15 protein-coding genes are annotated in these 15,785 nt (G+C 59.7%); 6 read left to right on the top strand and 9 right to left on the bottom strand.

The features are described 5' to 3' along the window. Window positions 1–57: 57 nt before the first annotated feature. A complete protein-coding gene (locus ACMDB8_RS21025) occupies window positions 58–660 on the bottom strand; it encodes a hypothetical protein (RefSeq protein WP_409078946.1) in 603 nt (200 codons plus the stop codon). Window positions 661–893: 233 nt separating this feature from the next. Here ACMDB8_RS21025 and ACMDB8_RS21030 point away from each other — a divergent pair, with 233 nt between their 5' ends. Continuing rightward, window positions 894–1,619: a 4'-phosphopantetheinyl transferase family protein gene (locus tag ACMDB8_RS21030; protein ID WP_409078947.1), complete on the top strand. Its 726-nt coding sequence runs from the start codon at window positions 894–896 to the stop codon at window positions 1,617–1,619. A gap of 126 nt (window positions 1,620–1,745) precedes the next feature. Here ACMDB8_RS21030 and ACMDB8_RS21035 read toward each other — a convergent pair whose 3' ends face one another. Continuing rightward, window positions 1,746–3,356, bottom strand: coding sequence for an ATP-binding protein (locus ACMDB8_RS21035; protein WP_056728045.1), 1,611 nt, complete (start codon window positions 3,354–3,356; stop codon window positions 1,746–1,748). Continuing rightward, window positions 3,353–4,075, bottom strand: a complete 723-nt coding sequence (locus ACMDB8_RS21040; protein WP_056728048.1) for a winged helix-turn-helix domain-containing protein — start codon at window positions 4,073–4,075, stop codon at window positions 3,353–3,355. Before ACMDB8_RS21040 ends, ACMDB8_RS21035 begins: the two co-directional genes overlap by 4 nt. A 734-nt stretch (window positions 4,076–4,809) precedes the next feature. On the opposite strand from ACMDB8_RS21040, the gene ACMDB8_RS21045 reads away from it, so the two are divergent. Continuing rightward, complete coding sequence (locus ACMDB8_RS21045) at window positions 4,810–7,704, top strand: ribonucleoside-diphosphate reductase subunit alpha (RefSeq protein WP_056728050.1); 2,895 nt, start codon at window positions 4,810–4,812, stop codon at window positions 7,702–7,704. A 285-nt stretch (window positions 7,705–7,989) separates the two neighbouring features. Here the strand turns inward: ACMDB8_RS21045 and flgE are convergent, their stop codons facing one another. The 6 genes from flgE to ACMDB8_RS21075 all read right to left on the bottom strand — a co-directional run bounded on the left by flgE (window position 7,990) and on the right by ACMDB8_RS21075 (window position 13,088). After that, entirely contained in the window at window positions 7,990–9,321 is a 1,332-nt protein-coding gene (flgE, locus tag ACMDB8_RS21050; RefSeq protein ID WP_317850363.1) for a flagellar hook protein FlgE, read from the bottom strand. Window positions 9,322–9,352: 31 nt separating this feature from the next. Then, a complete protein-coding gene (gene flgD, locus ACMDB8_RS21055) occupies window positions 9,353–10,075 on the bottom strand; it encodes a flagellar hook assembly protein FlgD (protein WP_056728055.1) in 723 nt (240 codons plus the stop codon). Window positions 10,076–10,090: 15 nt separating this feature from the next. Then, window positions 10,091–10,534: a flagellar basal body rod protein FlgC gene (gene flgC, locus ACMDB8_RS21060; protein WP_007980123.1), complete on the bottom strand. Its 444-nt coding sequence runs from the start codon at window positions 10,532–10,534 to the stop codon at window positions 10,091–10,093. Between the two features lie 3 nt (window positions 10,535–10,537). Then, entirely contained in the window at window positions 10,538–10,945 is a 408-nt protein-coding gene (flgB, locus tag ACMDB8_RS21065; protein WP_056728058.1) for a flagellar basal body rod protein FlgB, read from the bottom strand. A 337-nt stretch (window positions 10,946–11,282) separates the two neighbouring features. After that, a complete protein-coding gene (gene cheR / locus ACMDB8_RS21070) occupies window positions 11,283–12,110 on the bottom strand; it encodes a protein-glutamate O-methyltransferase CheR (RefSeq protein ID WP_007980127.1) in 828 nt (275 codons plus the stop codon). Window positions 12,111–12,155: 45 nt separating this feature from the next. Continuing rightward, a complete protein-coding gene (locus ACMDB8_RS21075; protein ID WP_007980130.1) occupies window positions 12,156–13,088 on the bottom strand; it encodes a chemotaxis protein CheV in 933 nt (310 codons plus the stop codon). Between the two features lie 83 nt (window positions 13,089–13,171). Between ACMDB8_RS21075 and flgA the strand changes: the two genes are divergently transcribed. The 4 genes from flgA (at window position 13,172) to ACMDB8_RS21095 (ending at window position 15,779) form a co-directional block, all read left to right on the top strand. Beyond that, window positions 13,172–13,930 carry a flagellar basal body P-ring formation chaperone FlgA gene (flgA, locus tag ACMDB8_RS21080; protein WP_056728063.1) on the top strand — a complete coding sequence of 253 codons (759 nt, stop codon included), beginning with the start codon at window positions 13,172–13,174 and terminating at the stop codon, window positions 13,928–13,930. Between the two features lie 167 nt (window positions 13,931–14,097). Then, the gene (gene flgM / locus ACMDB8_RS21085; RefSeq protein ID WP_056728065.1) at window positions 14,098–14,424 is read left to right on the top strand and encodes a flagellar biosynthesis anti-sigma factor FlgM; all 327 of its coding nucleotides are present in this window, start codon (window positions 14,098–14,100) and stop codon (window positions 14,422–14,424) included. A 48-nt stretch (window positions 14,425–14,472) separates the two neighbouring features. Continuing rightward, window positions 14,473–14,940 (top strand): flagella synthesis protein FlgN, encoded by a 468-nt coding sequence (locus ACMDB8_RS21090; RefSeq protein ID WP_056728067.1) that lies wholly within the window; start codon window positions 14,473–14,475, stop codon window positions 14,938–14,940. 92 nt (window positions 14,941–15,032) lie between these two features. After that, entirely contained in the window at window positions 15,033–15,779 is a 747-nt protein-coding gene (locus ACMDB8_RS21095; RefSeq protein WP_056728070.1) for a flagellar brake protein, read from the top strand. Window positions 15,780–15,785 lie beyond the last annotated feature (6 nt).

The following is a 15,785-nucleotide window of genomic DNA, read 5'->3' on the forward strand; positions in this document are numbered from 1 at the left end:
GCAACGCCGGATCAGTCATTCGGACTGATCCGGCGCAGGCCGTTCATGGAACGCTTGTCAGAAAGCGTAGTTGGCGGACAGGTAAGTCTGGGCGCTGCTGGTCAGGTCCAGCGAACCCTGTTTGCTGCCGCCGCGCTCACTCATCTCGGTGCTGGCGTTGCTGCGCAGGTAACGGTAACCCAGTTCAACCGAGGTGTTCTGCGAAACCTGTTGCAGCACACCCACCTGGCCACCGATTGCGTAGACGATATCGCTGTCGCGGCTGAAGCCTGGCGACTCCTGAGTCATTTTTGTCAGGCCGGCCGTGGCGCCACCGAACAGCCTGGTGGTGCCGCTTACCGGGTAGAACAGATCGTAGCTGCCCAGAAGGTTTTCCTGACGCAGCTTAATGCCGTTGTGGGTGCCCGACACATTGTCGTAAGTGGCGTAGTAGCGGCCCTTGGTATTTTGCTGGCCCAGACGAACACCCCAGGTGGTGTCCTTGCCGATTACGCCATCGGCGTTCGGGTGATTGAGGTTGTCGTTCAGGGCGTGGGATTTTTTGACCTTGTCGCTGGTCTGTCCAAGAGTAAGGCTGGCGAAGTTGTCGTCGGATGCGAAAGCTGCGGTGCTTGCGCCCAGAACCGTGAATGCCAGAAGCAGTTTTTTGAATCCAGTCATTGGGGAGTTTCCTCATGTGCCGTTTGTTTTTTGGGTACGGGGCAAGGTTACGCACCGCGCCCTGAACTCCCCCTGAACGCACTCTGAACCTGGGCTGAACCGCCCTCATCCGAATGTTTCGACACGTTTCAACAGGAGATCCGACCCTGCAAAGGACAAGTCCGGCGCCGACTACCAATTCGTCAGAAGCTTTGCACTACCCAGCCTCAAGCCAACCCGGCAAAATGCCTGATATGAATCCAACCCCCGCCCTGCCCACCTGCTGCACACCCCTCGATGACCATTGGCCGCTGCCGTTTGTGCTGCCCGATACGGTCCTGCTGAGTACTCACTTCGATAGCGCCCGACTGGCCAGCGATGACTTTCAGCGCAGCGCTGTAGAAGTGCCGGCGAGCATCCAGCGCTCGGTGGCCAAACGGCAGGCGGAGTTTCTCGCCGGGCGAGTGTGCGCCCGGGCCGCGCTACAGCGACTGGAAGGCTTGAGTTTCATTCCGGCCATCGGTGAAGACCGGGCACCGGTCTGGCCTGGTCATATCACGGGCTCGATCACCCACAGCACTGGCCGGGCCGCGGCGATCGTGGCGAACAAAAGCCATTGGCGCGGCCTGGGCATGGACCTGGAAAACCTGCTCAATGCCGAACGGGCCGAACGCCTGGCCGGGGAAATCCTCAATCCGCCGGAGCTACAGCGCATGGCGGCGGGCGATCACGATCAACGGGCGTTGCTGGTCACCCTGACGTTCTCGGTCAAGGAAAGCCTGTTCAAGGCGTTGTATCCGATCGTTCAACAACGCTTTTATTTCGAACACGCCGAAGTGCTGGAGTGGCGTGAATCGGGCGAGGTGCGGTTGCGATTGCTCACGGACTTGTCCAGCGAATGGCGCAATGGCACCGAACTGGATGCGCAGTTCGGGGTCAGGGACGGGCAGTTGCTGAGTCTGGTCAGCATCAGGGCCTGAGGTTTATTGGCGCCTGTTCGGGCCCCATCGCGAGCAAGCTCGCTCCCACACTGGATCTATGTCACGCCACAAATCCTTGTGGGAGCGAGCTTGCTCGCGATGGGGCCGCAACAGACAACACAAGGCTCAACGCTTCTCCTGATTGCGCGGCCAGCTCAGGCTGAAGCACGCCCCGCCCAGGCTCTTGCTCTTGCCGATCAACGCGCGACCGTCATGCCAATGGATGATCCGTCGCACAATGGACAGGCCTAACCCATGGCCTCCAGACGCGCGGGTGCGGCTGTCGTCGAGACGCAGGAACGGCGTAAAGATCTTCTCCCACGCCGACTCCGGCACGCCCGGCCCGTCATCCTCGATATCTACCCGGCATCGCTGCTGCCCCACCTGATAGCTGATGGTCACCCGTGATTGCGCGTGGCGCATGGCATTAGTCACCAGGTTCTGGATCGCCCGATGCAAGTAGCGCGGCTCAGCCTCGACCCAGGCGTCGTCGTTGTCGGCGGCCGACAGGCATAACCCGCGTTGCACCGTGACGTCCGCGCGCAACGGCGCCAGTTCTTCGATCACCTGGTCGACCAAGGCATCCAGATCGATCCGCTGAAAGTTCAGCGCCGGCGAGCCCTGTTCCAACCGCGCGTAGGTCAGCATCTCGTCCACCAGCCGGTCGAGGTCCTCGATGTCGTGGTCCATGCCCTGGCAGTATTTTTCCAGGGCTTGCGGCGTGCTGGCCGAGCCGATCATTTCCAGGCCAAAGCGCAGGCGTGCCACCGGCGTACGCAATTCGTGGGACACCGCGCGCACCAGTTCACGCTGGATCGCCAGCAACTGCTGCAGGTGTTCGGCCATGCCGTTAAACGCCGAGGCCAGCCGCCCCACCGAATCCGCACCGCGAGCAGGTACGCGGGTTTCCAGGCTGCCCTTGGCAATGCGCGTGGCGGCGGCCTCCAGGCCACGCAAGCGTCGCTCGAGCTGGCGCACAAGCAGATAGACGATCAAACCGATCAACGTCAGGCCCAGCGCAGCGATCAGCACCAGCCACTCCGGCGGATAAGGATTCATCTGATACAGCGGGCCGATTTCCAGGACCCACGGCGTGCCGACCATGCCGGCAAACACCCGGATCGAATCGCCCCCCTTGCCCAGCGCCATCACCGTGTCACCCTCGGATACCCGGCGGCTCTGGTCTTCGTCCATGTCCGCCTGGTCAACCGTGACCAGGCGCAAGTCGAAGCCGAAGCCCTTGCTTTCCTTCAATTGCGCCAGGCGCAAGGGCTGGTCGGCGACCGGGGTGCGCACCAGCTCATCGGTCAACAGGTAGATGGTCGCCCGGGCCAGTTGCTCGCTGATCTGCTGCACCTCCCCGGTGAGCATCAACTGTTCCTTGTCGCTGACCAGCTTGTAGACCTTCGCAGCGTGCGGCCCGGTCTGCTCCACCAATGCCTGGCCGCGCAACACACGGGTGCGCTGGGTCAGGTCGAGGTCGGTCTCGGCAAAGGTTTTCAGCGCCAGCGGAATCCCCAGCAGCCGCTCCCACACCAGCAAGGCCCGGTGGCGCTCAGTCTGGTTCATCGGTTGCAGGTTGTCGGCCATCAGCGAGAACGTGCCGTGGGCCAGGCGCTCGCGGTATTGCTCGCTGCGCACCTCATTGAGCAGGTGCAACGCCAGCACACCGAGCACCGCCACCAGAATCAGCGCGGCGCACATGCCGCCATAGATACGCAGGAAGATCGAGTTCACAGGGACGGATCTACGCAAGCCTCGGGAACGAACAGATAGCCCTTGCTGCGCACGGTCTTTATCAGCCGTGGATGCTCCGGGTCATCGCCGATCTTCGGGCGGATGCGCGAGATGCGCACATCAATGGAGCGGTCCTGACCGTCATAGCCGATGCCCCGCAGCGCGGTGAAGATCTCTTCCCTTGAGAGAATGCGCCCGGCATTGGCCACCAATAGCCAGAGCAGGTCGAATTCGGCGCTGGTCAACTCGATGCCGTTGCCCTGCAACCAGGCTTCGCGCAAGGCGTTGTCGACGATCAGCGGACCGAACTGTAGACGCCGCTGTTTTTCCGGGGCGACCTCGGGCGTTTCACTACGGCGCAGCAGCGCCTGGATGCGCGCCAGCAACAGGCGCGGGCGTACCGGTTTGCAGACGTAGTCGTCAGCCCCCAGGTCCAGGCCGAGAATCTGGTCGGTATCATCAGTGCGGGCGGTGAGCATCAGGATCGGGCCGTCATAGCGGGCGCGGACCTTGCGGCAAATGCTCAGACCATCTTCACCGGGGAGCATCAGGTCGAGGATCACCAGGTCCGGTTGTTCCTTGATGATGCGATTCGCCGCGAGCGCACCATTGCCTTCGATCAATACACGCAGGCCATTGGCTTCCAGGTAATCGCGGGTCAGTTCGGCCAGTCGCTGGTCGTCCTCCACAATCAATACCTGCCAGGCTTCTTGCTCCACGGGTGACCTCTGCTTGCCAAAAACACTAATAAGGAAGGATCCGCCCGTCTTTTTGTAATGATTCGGGGGGATAAATATGTATACACGCTGGGCCGATTGTATAAACGCCACCCGTCGAGAACACAAGCGGGTAAATGCGTTCGGACAACAGGGTTTTTTGTGGTAGGGTTCGCGCCCTTAAAAATCTGACCTGGCGTTTTCACCCGTTGAAATTCGCTGAAAAAAGCTTCGATCCAGCAAGGTCGCGGCCTACACGCCGATTCCCTCTTTCACACACAATTTACGCACAGGTTTATCCACAAGCAGTATGTTGCACCCCCCCATAAAACGCATTATCTTGTACCCCGGCGCAAAAAAAACCCTACATGTAGGGTTTTGACTAAAAAGCCCAACCACATTTCAGACCAGAAACTCAAGCGCTTTATTGCCTGTTTATGGTTGAACCAAGCGTGAACTTACAAGCCCAAACCGCGCTGGCGGATGGCACCGTTTTTTCAGGCCAGAGCGGCCAAAACGGTACGGGTGTTGCAGTCATGACTGACACCCCCGAAAGGAATCCGGTTTCGAGCCCAGGCTCGTAGCCAAAGACTTCGGCAAGGACGGCCTCATTAGCCTTTTTCCTACTGTCCCGAAGTTGTTATGCCCGGCTCTCGCCGGTTGTAGTGCTTCAGGACGGAACGGTGGGCACCGTGATGGTGCCCAAACAAACATAGAGAATGTGGAGACACCCCCCCATGCAAACCGACACAACTCGCGAGAACCCGCAGGGCACCTTGCCGCAGGCCGCCGATTCGAATTCGGATCTGTCCGCCACCGCGCCAGGTCAGCTGCGTGTGATCAAGCGTAACGGCACTGTCGTTCCCTACACCGATGACAAGATCACCGTCGCCATCACCAAAGCGTTCCTCGCAGTTGAAGGCGGCACCGCTGCTGCCTCGTCGCGAATCCACGACACCGTTGCCCGCCTGACCGAACAGGTCACCGCGACCTTCAAGCGTCGCATGCCATCGGGCGGCACCATCCACATCGAAGAAATCCAGGACCAGGTCGAACTGGCCCTGATGCGTGCCGGCGAACAGAAAGTGGCTCGCGACTACGTGATCTACCGTGACGGTCGTTCGAAAGAACGCGCTGCCCACGCACCGGCCGAAGAAGCGGTCAACGCTCACCCGTCGATCCGCATCACCCGTGCCGACGGCAGCCTGGCGCCGCTGGACATGGGTCGCCTGAACACCATCGTCACCGAAGCGTGCGAAGGCCTGGAAGAAGTCGACGGCGACCTGATCCAGCGCGAAACCCTGAAGAACCTGTACGACGGCGTGGCCCTGAACGACGTCAACACCGCCCTGGTAATGACTGCCCGTACCCTGGTTGAACGCGAGCCGAACTACTCGTTCGTGACCGCGCGCCTGCTGATGGACACCTTGCGCGGCGAAGGCCTGGGCTTCCTCGGTGTGGCCGAGAGCGCCACTCACCACGAGATGGCCGACCTGTACGCCAAAGCGCTGCCGGCCTACATCTCCAAAGGTATCGAGTTCGAACTGCTGAACCCTGTGCTGGCCTCCTTCGACCTGGAAAAACTGGGCAAGGCGATCAACCACGAGCGCGACCAGCAATTCACCTACCTGGGCCTGCAAACCCTGTACGACCGTTACTTCATCCACAAGGATGGCGTGCGTTTCGAACTGCCGCAGATCTTCTTCATGCGCGTGGCCATGGGCCTGGCGATCGAAGAGAAGCAAAAAGAAGACCGCGCGATCGAGTTCTACAACCTGCTGTCGTCCTTCGACTACATGGCTTCGACCCCGACCCTGTTCAACGCCGGTACCCTGCGTCCACAGCTGTCGAGCTGCTACCTGACCACCGTGCCGGATGACCTGTCGGGCATCTACCATGCGATCCACGACAACGCCATGCTGTCGAAATTCGCTGGCGGCCTGGGCAACGACTGGACACCGGTTCGTGCGCTGGGTTCGTACATCAAGGGCACCAACGGCAAGTCCCAGGGCGTCGTGCCGTTCCTGAAAGTCGTCAACGACACCGCCGTTGCCGTTAACCAGGGTGGCAAGCGCAAAGGCGCTGTGTGTGCCTACCTGGAAACCTGGCACATGGACATCGAAGAGTTCATCGAACTGCGCAAGAACACCGGTGATGACCGTCGTCGTACCCACGACATGAACACCGCCAACTGGATCCCTGACCTGTTCATGAAGCGTGTCTTCGACGACGGCAAGTGGACCCTGTTCTCGCCATCCGAAGTACCGGACCTGCACGACCTGACCGGTAAAGCCTTCGAAGAGCGCTACGAGTACTACGAAGCCCTCACCGAGTACCCAGGCAAGGTCAAGCTGTTCAAGACCATCCAGGCCAAAGACCTGTGGCGCAAGATGCTGTCCATGCTGTTCGAAACCGGCCACCCATGGCTGACCTTCAAGGACCCGTGCAACCTGCGCAGCCCGCAGCAGCACGTGGGCGTGGTCCACAGCTCGAACCTGTGCACCGAGATCACCTTGAACACCAACAAGGACGAGATCGCCGTTTGCAACCTGGGCTCGATCAACCTGCCAAACCACATCGTCGACGGCAAGCTGGACACCGCCAAGCTGCAACGCACCGTGAACACCGCCGTGCGCATGCTCGATAACGTGATCGACATCAACTACTACTCGGTGCCGCAAGCGAAGAACTCCAACTTCAAGCACCGTCCGGTCGGACTGGGCATCATGGGCTTCCAGGACGCTTTGTACCTGCAGCACATCCCTTACGGTTCCGACGCTGCCGTCGAGTTCGCCGACAAGTCGATGGAAGCGGTCAGCTACTACGCGATCCAGGCTTCCTGCGACCTGGCTGACGAGCGCGGCGCCTACGAGACGTTCCAGGGTTCGCTGTGGTCCAAAGGCATCCTGCCGCTGGATTCGCAACAGATCCTGATCGAGGCCCGTGGCCAGAAGTACATCGATGTCGACCTGAACGAATCCCTGGACTGGGCACCGGTTCGCGCCCGTGTACAGAAAGGCATTCGTAACTCCAACATCATGGCCATCGCACCGACCGCGACCATCGCCAACATCACCGGCGTCTCGCAGTCGATCGAACCGACCTACCAGAACCTGTATGTGAAATCGAACCTGTCGGGCGAATTCACCGTGATCAACCCGTACCTGGTTCGCGACCTGAAAGCTCGCGGCCTGTGGGACTCGGTCATGATCAACGACCTGAAGTACTACGACGGTTCGGTGCAGCAGATCGAGCGCATCCCGCAAGAACTCAAAGAGCTCTACGCGACCGCCTTCGAAGTGGACACCAAGTGGATCGTCGACGCCGCCAGCCGTCGTCAGAAGTGGATCGACCAGGCTCAGTCGCTGAACCTGTACATCGCCGGCGCATCGGGCAAGAAGCTGGACGTGACCTACCGCATGGCTTGGTACCGTGGTCTGAAAACCACTTACTACCTCCGTGCCCTGGCCGCGACCAGCACCGAGAAGTCGACCATCAACACCGGCAAGCTGAACGCTGTTTCCAGCGGCGGCAACCACGGTGACGACTCGGTTCTGGCGGCTCCTGCAGGTCCCGCTCCAGTGCCAAAGGCTTGCGCCATCGACGAGCCGGATTGCGAAGCTTGCCAATAAGCTGAGCCCGTGAGCGCCGCAAGGCGCTTACTCGAAACCCCCGATCAGCCTCTGGCGGGTCGGGGGTTTTCTTTTGCCTCGAGGAAATGGGTGACTGATCTGACGCTTTCGTCGGAACGCCGCCCGGAGCAAGCCCGCTCCCACAGGGGACCGAGTCTTTCCAGATAAACACGATCAACTGTGGGAGCGGGCTTGCCCGCGAAGAGGCCATCACATCCAGCATAAAACCTCAGGCCACAAAAAAGCCCCTCTTTCGAGGGGCTCCTTGCACAGCTCAATCCAGCATCAAGTCATCTGAATGATGGTCTGCATGATGGTGCTCTGGGTGGAGATGGTCTTGGCGTTCGCCTGGTAGTTGCTCTGTGCCTTGATCAGGTCGACCAGTTCGTTGGTCAGGTTGACGTTGGACTCTTCCAGGGAGTTGGAAACGATCGAACCCAGGGTACCGGTCTCCGGCGCATCGTAGCCCGGAATGCCCGACGCGTAGGTTTCTTTCCAGCTGGTGCCGCCTACCGGCTGCAGGCCTTGCTCGTTGGTGAAGCTGGCCAGGGAAATCTGGCCGATCGGCTTGGTCTGGTTGTTGCTGAAGTTGGCCAGCAGCACACCACTGCCATCAATGGTCAAGTTGGTGATCTGGCCCGTGGCGTAACCGTTCTGCGCCGGAATCGAACGCGCGGTGTCGGCGTTGAACTGGGTGGTGTTGGCCATGGCGATAGTCAGACCTGCAGGATCGGCTGCGGCACCGTTGGCTGTCCAGACGCCATTGGTGACACTGCCCGGGGTCCAGTTGGTGATTTTCAGGTCACTGCTGATCACCGAAGTCGGTGGCGTGGTTGGCGGCGTCACTGGCGTGCTCACCGAGGTCAGTTTACCGGTGGAGTCGAACGACATGGTCGAAGCGATCGGATCAGTGACGGTTGGATCACTGCCATCGGGATTGCGGCCATCGATCAGGGTGTAGGTGTCCCAGGTGTTCGCGCCAGTCTTGACCATGTATTGATCCATGGTGTGCTGGTTACCCTGCGTATCGTAGATCGGAGTACTGAACGACTTGGTAAAGGTCTCGGTCTTGGACGGGTCGAACTTGTTCGCCGCAACCGTCTGGTCGATCACCGCCGAGGTGGAGTTCAGGTTGATCGTCGACGACACGGTGCTGGTGGACTTCGGCGCCAGGTTGGAGGTGTCGATCCGCAGGTCGGTCAGCACGCCATTGACGATCTTGCCGTTGGAGTCCACGCCGTAACCTTGCAGACGGGCAGTGCCGTCGCTGTTGGTGACGTAGCCTTCCTTATCGGTCTTGAACGTACCGGCACGGCTGTAGGTCAACGAACCGTTGTTGCTCAGTACGAAGAAACCGTTGCCCTGGATACCCATGTCGAGCACGTTGCCGGTGTTGCTCACGTCACCCTGGCCGAACTGCTGGGAAACGTTAGCCAGGCGCACGCCGTTGCCGACTGTCTTGCTGCCGGTGCCCAGGCGGGTCGCCGAGTACACGTCTTCGAATTCTGCACGGGACGATTTGAAACCGGTGGTCGCGACGTTGGCGATGTTGTTGCCGGTCACGTCCAGTTGTTTGTTGGCTGCATAGAGACCGCTAAGGCCGATATTAAAAGACATCATCCACTCCTTTATGCCGTGTTAGTCGGCTCTACATACCAATGGTTTGTACTTTGGACAGGGCAATGCTGCCCAGCCCGGCCAGATTGAGCATCAACTCACCACCGGTCTGGCTGATGGTCACACTGTTGACGGTCGCCGGCAGATTAGTGATCAACGCGACGGACTTGCCATCGATGGTGGTCGTGGCACCGAAGGTGTAGGTGCCAGCGGCTACCGTCTCACCCGCATCGTTCTTGCCATCCCAGATGAAGCTGGCGTTGCCGGCTTTCTGCGAACCGAGGTCGATGGTGCGCACGGTCTTGCCGGCCGAGTCGGTGATCTTCAGGGTGGCGGACGCCACTGAAGACGGCACGACTACCGTGCCGCTGAGGCTCTTGGTGGTATCGACTACGGCCTTGTCGCCCGGAGCGATGACCGAACGGCCCACCAGCGACGACGCCTGCAGGGCCTGGGACGAGTTGTAGTTGCTGGCCAGGCCGGTCACCGTATCGTTGAGCGTGGTGATGCCTTCCAGGCTGCTGAATTGCGCCAACTGAGCGACAAACTCGCCGTTGTCCTGGGGTTCCAGCGGGTTCTGGTTTTTCAACTGCGTAACCAGCAACTGCAGGAACGCATCCTTGCCCAGGGCCTTGCTGCCCGTGGCGCTGCCGGTGGCCGACGCGAGGCCGTCAGTCGTGGTGGTGGTCTTGATCGAAGAGTTGGCCAGGATGTCGTTGAGGCTCAAACCACTGGTGGAATCGGTAACACTCATCTGAGTCGCCCCTTATCACTGACCGAGGGTCAGGACCTTCTGCATCATGGTTTTGGCGGTGTTCATCATTTCGGCGTTGGTCTGGAACGAACGGCTCGCGGAAATCATGTCGGCCATTTCCTCCACCACGTTGACGTTCGGGTAGTAGACGTAACCCTTGGCATCGGCCGCCGGATGATTCGGCTCGTAGCGCGCCTCGAGGTTGCTCTGGTCTTCAACTACACCCAGCACCTGAACACCCTGACCGGCGGCGTCCTGGCTCTGGAACAACGAATCGCTGCCGCCGCTCTGCCCGCCCTGGAACATGGTGGCGAATACCGGGTGACGCGCACGGTAGGTCTGGTCGATGCTCGACGAGACGGTCTCGGCGTTGGCAATGTTCGAAGCGACGGTGTTCAAACGCGTGGTCTGCGCACTCATGCCGCTACCGGCAATGTTGAAAACACTGGATAGAGACATGGCTTACTCTCCGCGCAGGGCTGACACCAGCCCTTTGAATTTGCTGTTGAGCAGGGTGAAGCTGGCCTGGAAACCGATCGCGTTTTCCGCGTACGCTGATTGTTCAAGCTGGGCGTCCACGGTGTTCTGGTCGATCGACGGTTGCATCGGCGTGCGATACAGCAACGACTCGTCGCCATTGCCCAGGCCCTCAGCTTCGATATGACGGTTGTTGGTCATGTTCAAGGCGAAGGTGCCGCCTTTGGTTTTCTCGTTCTGCTCGGCGAGCACTTTCGAGAAGTCCAGATCCCGAGCCTTGTAGTTCGGGGTATCGGCGTTGGTGATGTTGTTGGCCAGGACTTCGGCACGCTGGGCGCGGAAGCCCAGGGCTTGTTCGTGGATACCGAGCGCTTTATCGAAGCTGATGCTCATGTCGGGAAACCTTCGGGTGACCTGATTTTTCGTAGGATCAACTTAGCAAGCCCCATGCCAATTCAAAAAAACCCGGAAACCGGGGCTTTGCCGGCCATGGCAACGCGGCAATGCCAGAAAAGCGGCAACGGTTTTCCGCCGGATGCCGCTTTTCTGCCGCTTGTCCTACGCACACTCCCCCCTGTAGGAGCTGCCGAAGGCTGCGATCTTTTGATTTTGCTTTTCAAGATCAAGATCAAAAGATCGCAGCCTGCGACAGCTCCTACGTGATGCAAAAGCGCCGCGCATAAAAAAGGAGTCCCGGAGGACTCCCATTTTTATGCGCGGCGCTTTTGCATCACTTCGCCTGGTAAATGATCCCCGGGCTGCACTGGACCATCTGGTAATGATCCGGCAAACCGTTCAGCGCTTCGGAAGCACCGAGGAACAGGTAACCGCCCGGCTTCAACGTGCTGTGGATGCGCAACAGGATGTCCTTCTTCACCTCGGCGGAAAAGTAGATCAGTACGTTGCGGCAGAACACGATGTCGAACTTGCCGAGGCTCGCGTAGCTGTCCAGCAGGTTGAATGAACGGAACTCCACACGGCTTTTGATAGGCGCCTTGATCGCCCAGCGCCCCGGCCCTTTCGGGTCAAAATAACGCTGCAGGCGCTCGGGCGAAAGACCGCGGCCGATGGCCAGGCTGTCGTACTCGCCGGTCTTGCAGTTGTTCAGCATGGTACCGGACAGGTCGGTGGCAACAATCTGCACGCCCATCCGCAACTGGCCCATGTTGACCCGCTCGAATTCGTCGATGGACATCGACAGCGAATACGGCTCCTGGCCCGACGAGCACGCCGCCGACCAGATGCGCAGGCGCTGGCCGGGACTGGCCTTGATCGCTTCGGGCAGTACCTTGTTCTTCAAGACTTCAAACGGGTAGGTGTCACGAAACCACAGGGTTTCGTTGGTGGTCATGGCGTCCACCACCTGCTCGCGCAAACCGCTGCGCGGCTGGGTCTGCATGCGCTGAACCAGTTCGCCCAAAGACTTGATGCCTTGCTGTTCCATCAGTTTGTTGAGACGGCTGGAGACCAGGTACTGCTTGTTTTCACCGAGCAAAATGCCACAGGCTTTTTCCAGGAATACCCGGAACTGTTCGAAATCCAAATTACCCGTAGACAATGATGCCGCCTCTTAAATCGTGTTGACTGCCAGGGGCACGGGCCCCTAGCTGATATCTGCTGCCTTGATCCGGTCGACTACCCGGGATGCCAGGTCATCAGGACGGAATTTGGCCAGGAAGTCATCGGCACCGACCTTCTTGACCATCGCCTGATTGAATACCCCCGACAACGAAGTATGCAGGATGATATGAAGCTTTTGCATGCGCGGGTCGTTGCGGATTTCCGCCGTCAGCGTGTACCCGTCCATCTCCGGCATCTCGATGTCGGAGATCATCATCAGGAACTCTTCTTCCGGCTTCTTGCCCTCGTCGACCAGTTTGCGCAGGTAGTCCAGCGCTTGCCGACCGTCGTTCAACGCCACCACTTCGACGCCGACCGTTTGCAGGCAACGCGTGACCTGCTTGCGCGCCACCGACGAGTCGTCGACCGTCAGCACGCGCAACGAAAGCGCCTTGTGCTGGGTTTCGACATCCACCACACCAACGGAAATCGCTTCCGGCGTCGGAGCCACTTCCGCCAGCACCTTTTCGACGTCGATGATTTCGACCAACTGATTGTCGACCCGCGTCACCGCCGTCAGGTAGTGATCGCGCCCGGTGCCCTTGGGCGGCGGATGGATCTCCTCCCAGTTCATGTTGACGATGCGCTCCACCGAACGGACCAGGAACCCCTGGGTCTTGGTGTTGTACTCCGTGATGATCACGAAGGGGTTGTTCTTGTCCTTCAACGCGCCGGAGCCGGTCGCCATCGCCAGATCAAGGATCGGAATGGTCGCCCCCCGGATGTTCGCCACGCCGCACACGACAGGACTGGATTTGGGCATCAGCGTCAGTTTGGGGCATTGCAGCACCTCCCTAACCTTGAACACGTTGATCCCGTACAGTTGCTGGCCGTCGAGACGGAACAACAACAGCTCAAGGCGATTCTGCCCCACCAGTTGCGTGCGCTGGTTTACCGAATCCATTACACCAGCCATGCCCAGACTCCTACACCAACGCCAAGTGTTGTTGCGACGCGCCTTCATCACTAAACGGCACGGCGCTTGCTTTTTTAATCGTTATGAACACAGAACCGACATTTTTTCGACGCCTGACCACACCCTACCGCAAATTGCCCGGCGTGCTGGCGGCTGTTTGCCTGTTCAACGCTGGCAGCCCTGCCCTTGCTGACGCGGTTACCTTGCCTGACATGCTTATCGGCGTCACTCAGGGCTTTCTTGAATTCACCGTAGAAGACTATCTGGCTACCAGTCAAACGGAAGGTCGCTACGAGATCCAGGTCAACCCGCTCGATCCGCGCATGCACATGCCCATGTGCGACAAGGAATTGACAGCAACGCTCGAGAGTCCCAAGCCGCTGGGACGGGTCACGGTCAAGGTTCGCTGCGAGGGTACTTCCCCCTGGACAGTGTTCGTACCCGCTCAAGTCCGCCTGTTTCGCGAGGTCGTGACCAGCGCCCGGCCACTGCGCCGCGCCGCCATTGTCGAACCTGGAGACGTGATCCTGCGCGAGCGCGATATCAGCCTCATCAGCCAGGGCTACCTGACCTCCCTCGATCAGGCGATCGGCCAGCGACTGACCCGACCAATGGTCGCCGACCAGGTAATTACCCTGGTGAACATCGAGCAGGCCGAAGTCATTCGCAAGGGCGATCAAGTGGTGATAACCGCCCGCAGCGGCACCCTCAGCGTGCGCATGCCGGGCGAAGCGCTGTCAAACGGCAGCCTGAGCGAGCAAATCCGGGTGAAAAACCTCAACTCCCAACGAGTCATCAAGGCGCAGGTCATGGCACCGGGGCAGGTGGAAGTGTCCATGTAAGGCGCTCTGTTCATCTGAATGTGGCGCTTGCCGCGGCTGTTCCCTAGACTGTGCTCCATGCAGGGCAAGCGCTGACGCGCGCAAGGTTCATTGATAAATGAGCCTAAAGTTTTCCAGGGAATGGCCGAAACCATGGCAAGCGTCCAAATTCCCAGAGGTTTTTTATCATGGTCATCGATTTCAGCCGTTTGAACAGCTCCTCGTCCCTGACGGGCAGTACACGTACCAGCGCCAGCAAGGAAAGCGCCGAAGCCGGCAAATCCGCGCCGCTGGAGTCCGCGGCCGAACAGGCCGGCACCGTCAAAAGCGGGGAATCGGTACATCTCAGCAATGAGGCTCAACAGTTGCAGAAGGTCACTGACAAGCTGCGCGATCAGCCTGCCGTCGACAACGCCCGCGTGGCCGAGTTGAAAGCAGCGATTGCCGATGGCAGCTATAAAGTCGACAGCAACCGTGTAGCCAGCAAACTGCTCAACTTCGAAGCCCAGCGCTAGGCCACCGCCGGCGCCAGGCTTTTGGACGCTTAAAACCCAAGGCCAGCCATGCACGACACTCATCTACTGCAACTGATCACCGACGACTTTGCCCCAGCGCAACACCTGCTGGAGTTACTGCAGACCGAATCCCTCGCATTGCATGGCCGCGACATGCCATTGCTCGAGAACATCCTGGCGCAGAAACAGGCGTTGATCGTTTTGCTCGAACAGCATGGCCGCAAGCGCAGTGAAATCCTCGCCAGCCTCAACCTGCCGACCAACCGCAGCGGCCTTGAGCAATTGGCCGGCCAGTCGAGCATTGGCGAGCAGTTGCTGGCGCAAAGTGACGTGCTGACCGATCTCCTGGCCCAGTGCCAGGCCATCAACGCCAACAACGGCCAGTCGATCCTCACTCAGCAGGCCGCTACAGCCACCCAGCTGAAAATCCTCACCGGCGGTGAAACCCCGGCGCTTTACGATGCCAGCGGAACATTCTCCAAGCTTGCCAAGCCACGCCCGCTCAGTCAGGCATGAAGCGGTCAACGCCCTCGCTCTATCAAGACGCGCAACATACTGGCAAACTGCTAGTCTGCCGTAGTCAAATTTTGTCTGGAGATTGATTAACCGTGTCCAATGCCTTATCCGTGGATGATGCTCCGCAGCCACCCAAGGTGCTCTCCACGCCCTTGGAAATCTCCAGCAACCTGCGCCAGCTGCTCGAAAGCCATGACCCGCTGATCATCACGTTCCATGAGCGCAGCCAGCGCTTCCAGAGCTACCTGGTGGACCTGGACCGTGACAGCAACATGATTGCCCTGGACGAAATGATTCCCCGTGATGGCGAGCGTTACCTGCTGGCGGGCGAGCCGTTCAGGGTCGAAGGCTTCCACGAAGGCGTACGCATTGCCTGGGAAAGCAACGGCCAGTTGAAAATCGACGAATCCGGTGGCAGCCGCTGCTACCGCGGCCCCCTGCCCCATGAAGTGGTGTACCACCAGCGCCGCAATGCGTTCCGCGCCGCGCTGAAGCTGGCACAGCTGGTCAACGTCAACCTGGACGGCGAAAAGCTCAAGGCGCCGATCAGCGGCAAGCTGCTGGATATTTCCGCTACCGGCTGCAAACTGCGCTTCGACGGCGACATCACCGGCAGCCTGCAACTGGGTCAGGTCTACGACCGTTTCAACGCCGACCTGCCCTTCGGCAAGATGACCGCACCGGTCGAGTTGCGTTATCTGCACTTCGAAGAAAGGATTTCCACCACCTTCGCCGGCGTTCGCTTTCACAACATGAGCGGGCTGGTGCAGCGTCAGGTCGAACGCTTTGTCTACCAGTTGCAACGCGAAGCACGCCGCTTCGACAAAGACGACATGTGATAGAGC

The sequence above is a fragment of the Pseudomonas monachiensis genome (assembly GCF_047345015.1).
In the GTDB taxonomy this organism is placed as follows: domain Bacteria; phylum Pseudomonadota; class Gammaproteobacteria; order Pseudomonadales; family Pseudomonadaceae; genus Aquipseudomonas; species Aquipseudomonas monachiensis.

Excerpts from the sequence above, each read along its gene's own strand:
- ACMDB8_RS21045 (WP_056728050.1), top strand. The coding sequence starts at position 4,810 with ATGCAAACCGACACAACTCGCGAGAACCCGCAGGGCACCTTGCCGCAG.
- ACMDB8_RS21075 (WP_007980130.1), bottom strand. The coding sequence starts at position 13,088 with ATGGCTGGTGTAATGGATTCGGTAAACCAGCGCACGCAACTGGTGGGG.
- flgA (WP_056728063.1), top strand. The coding sequence starts at position 13,172 with ATGAACACAGAACCGACATTTTTTCGACGCCTGACCACACCCTACCGC.
- ACMDB8_RS21030 (WP_409078947.1), top strand. The coding sequence starts at position 894 with ATGAATCCAACCCCCGCCCTGCCCACCTGCTGCACACCCCTCGATGAC.
- flgD (WP_056728055.1), bottom strand. The coding sequence starts at position 10,075 with ATGAGTGTTACCGATTCCACCAGTGGTTTGAGCCTCAACGACATCCTG.
- flgB (WP_056728058.1), bottom strand. The coding sequence starts at position 10,945 with ATGAGCATCAGCTTCGATAAAGCGCTCGGTATCCACGAACAAGCCCTG.
- flgE (WP_317850363.1), bottom strand. The coding sequence starts at position 9,321 with ATGTCTTTTAATATCGGCCTTAGCGGTCTCTATGCAGCCAACAAACAA.
- flgC (WP_007980123.1), bottom strand. The coding sequence starts at position 10,534 with ATGTCTCTATCCAGTGTTTTCAACATTGCCGGTAGCGGCATGAGTGCG.
- ACMDB8_RS21090 (WP_056728067.1), top strand. The coding sequence starts at position 14,473 with ATGCACGACACTCATCTACTGCAACTGATCACCGACGACTTTGCCCCA.
- ACMDB8_RS21025 (WP_409078946.1), bottom strand. The coding sequence starts at position 660 with ATGACTGGATTCAAAAAACTGCTTCTGGCATTCACGGTTCTGGGCGCA.
- flgM (WP_056728065.1), top strand. The coding sequence starts at position 14,098 with ATGGTCATCGATTTCAGCCGTTTGAACAGCTCCTCGTCCCTGACGGGC.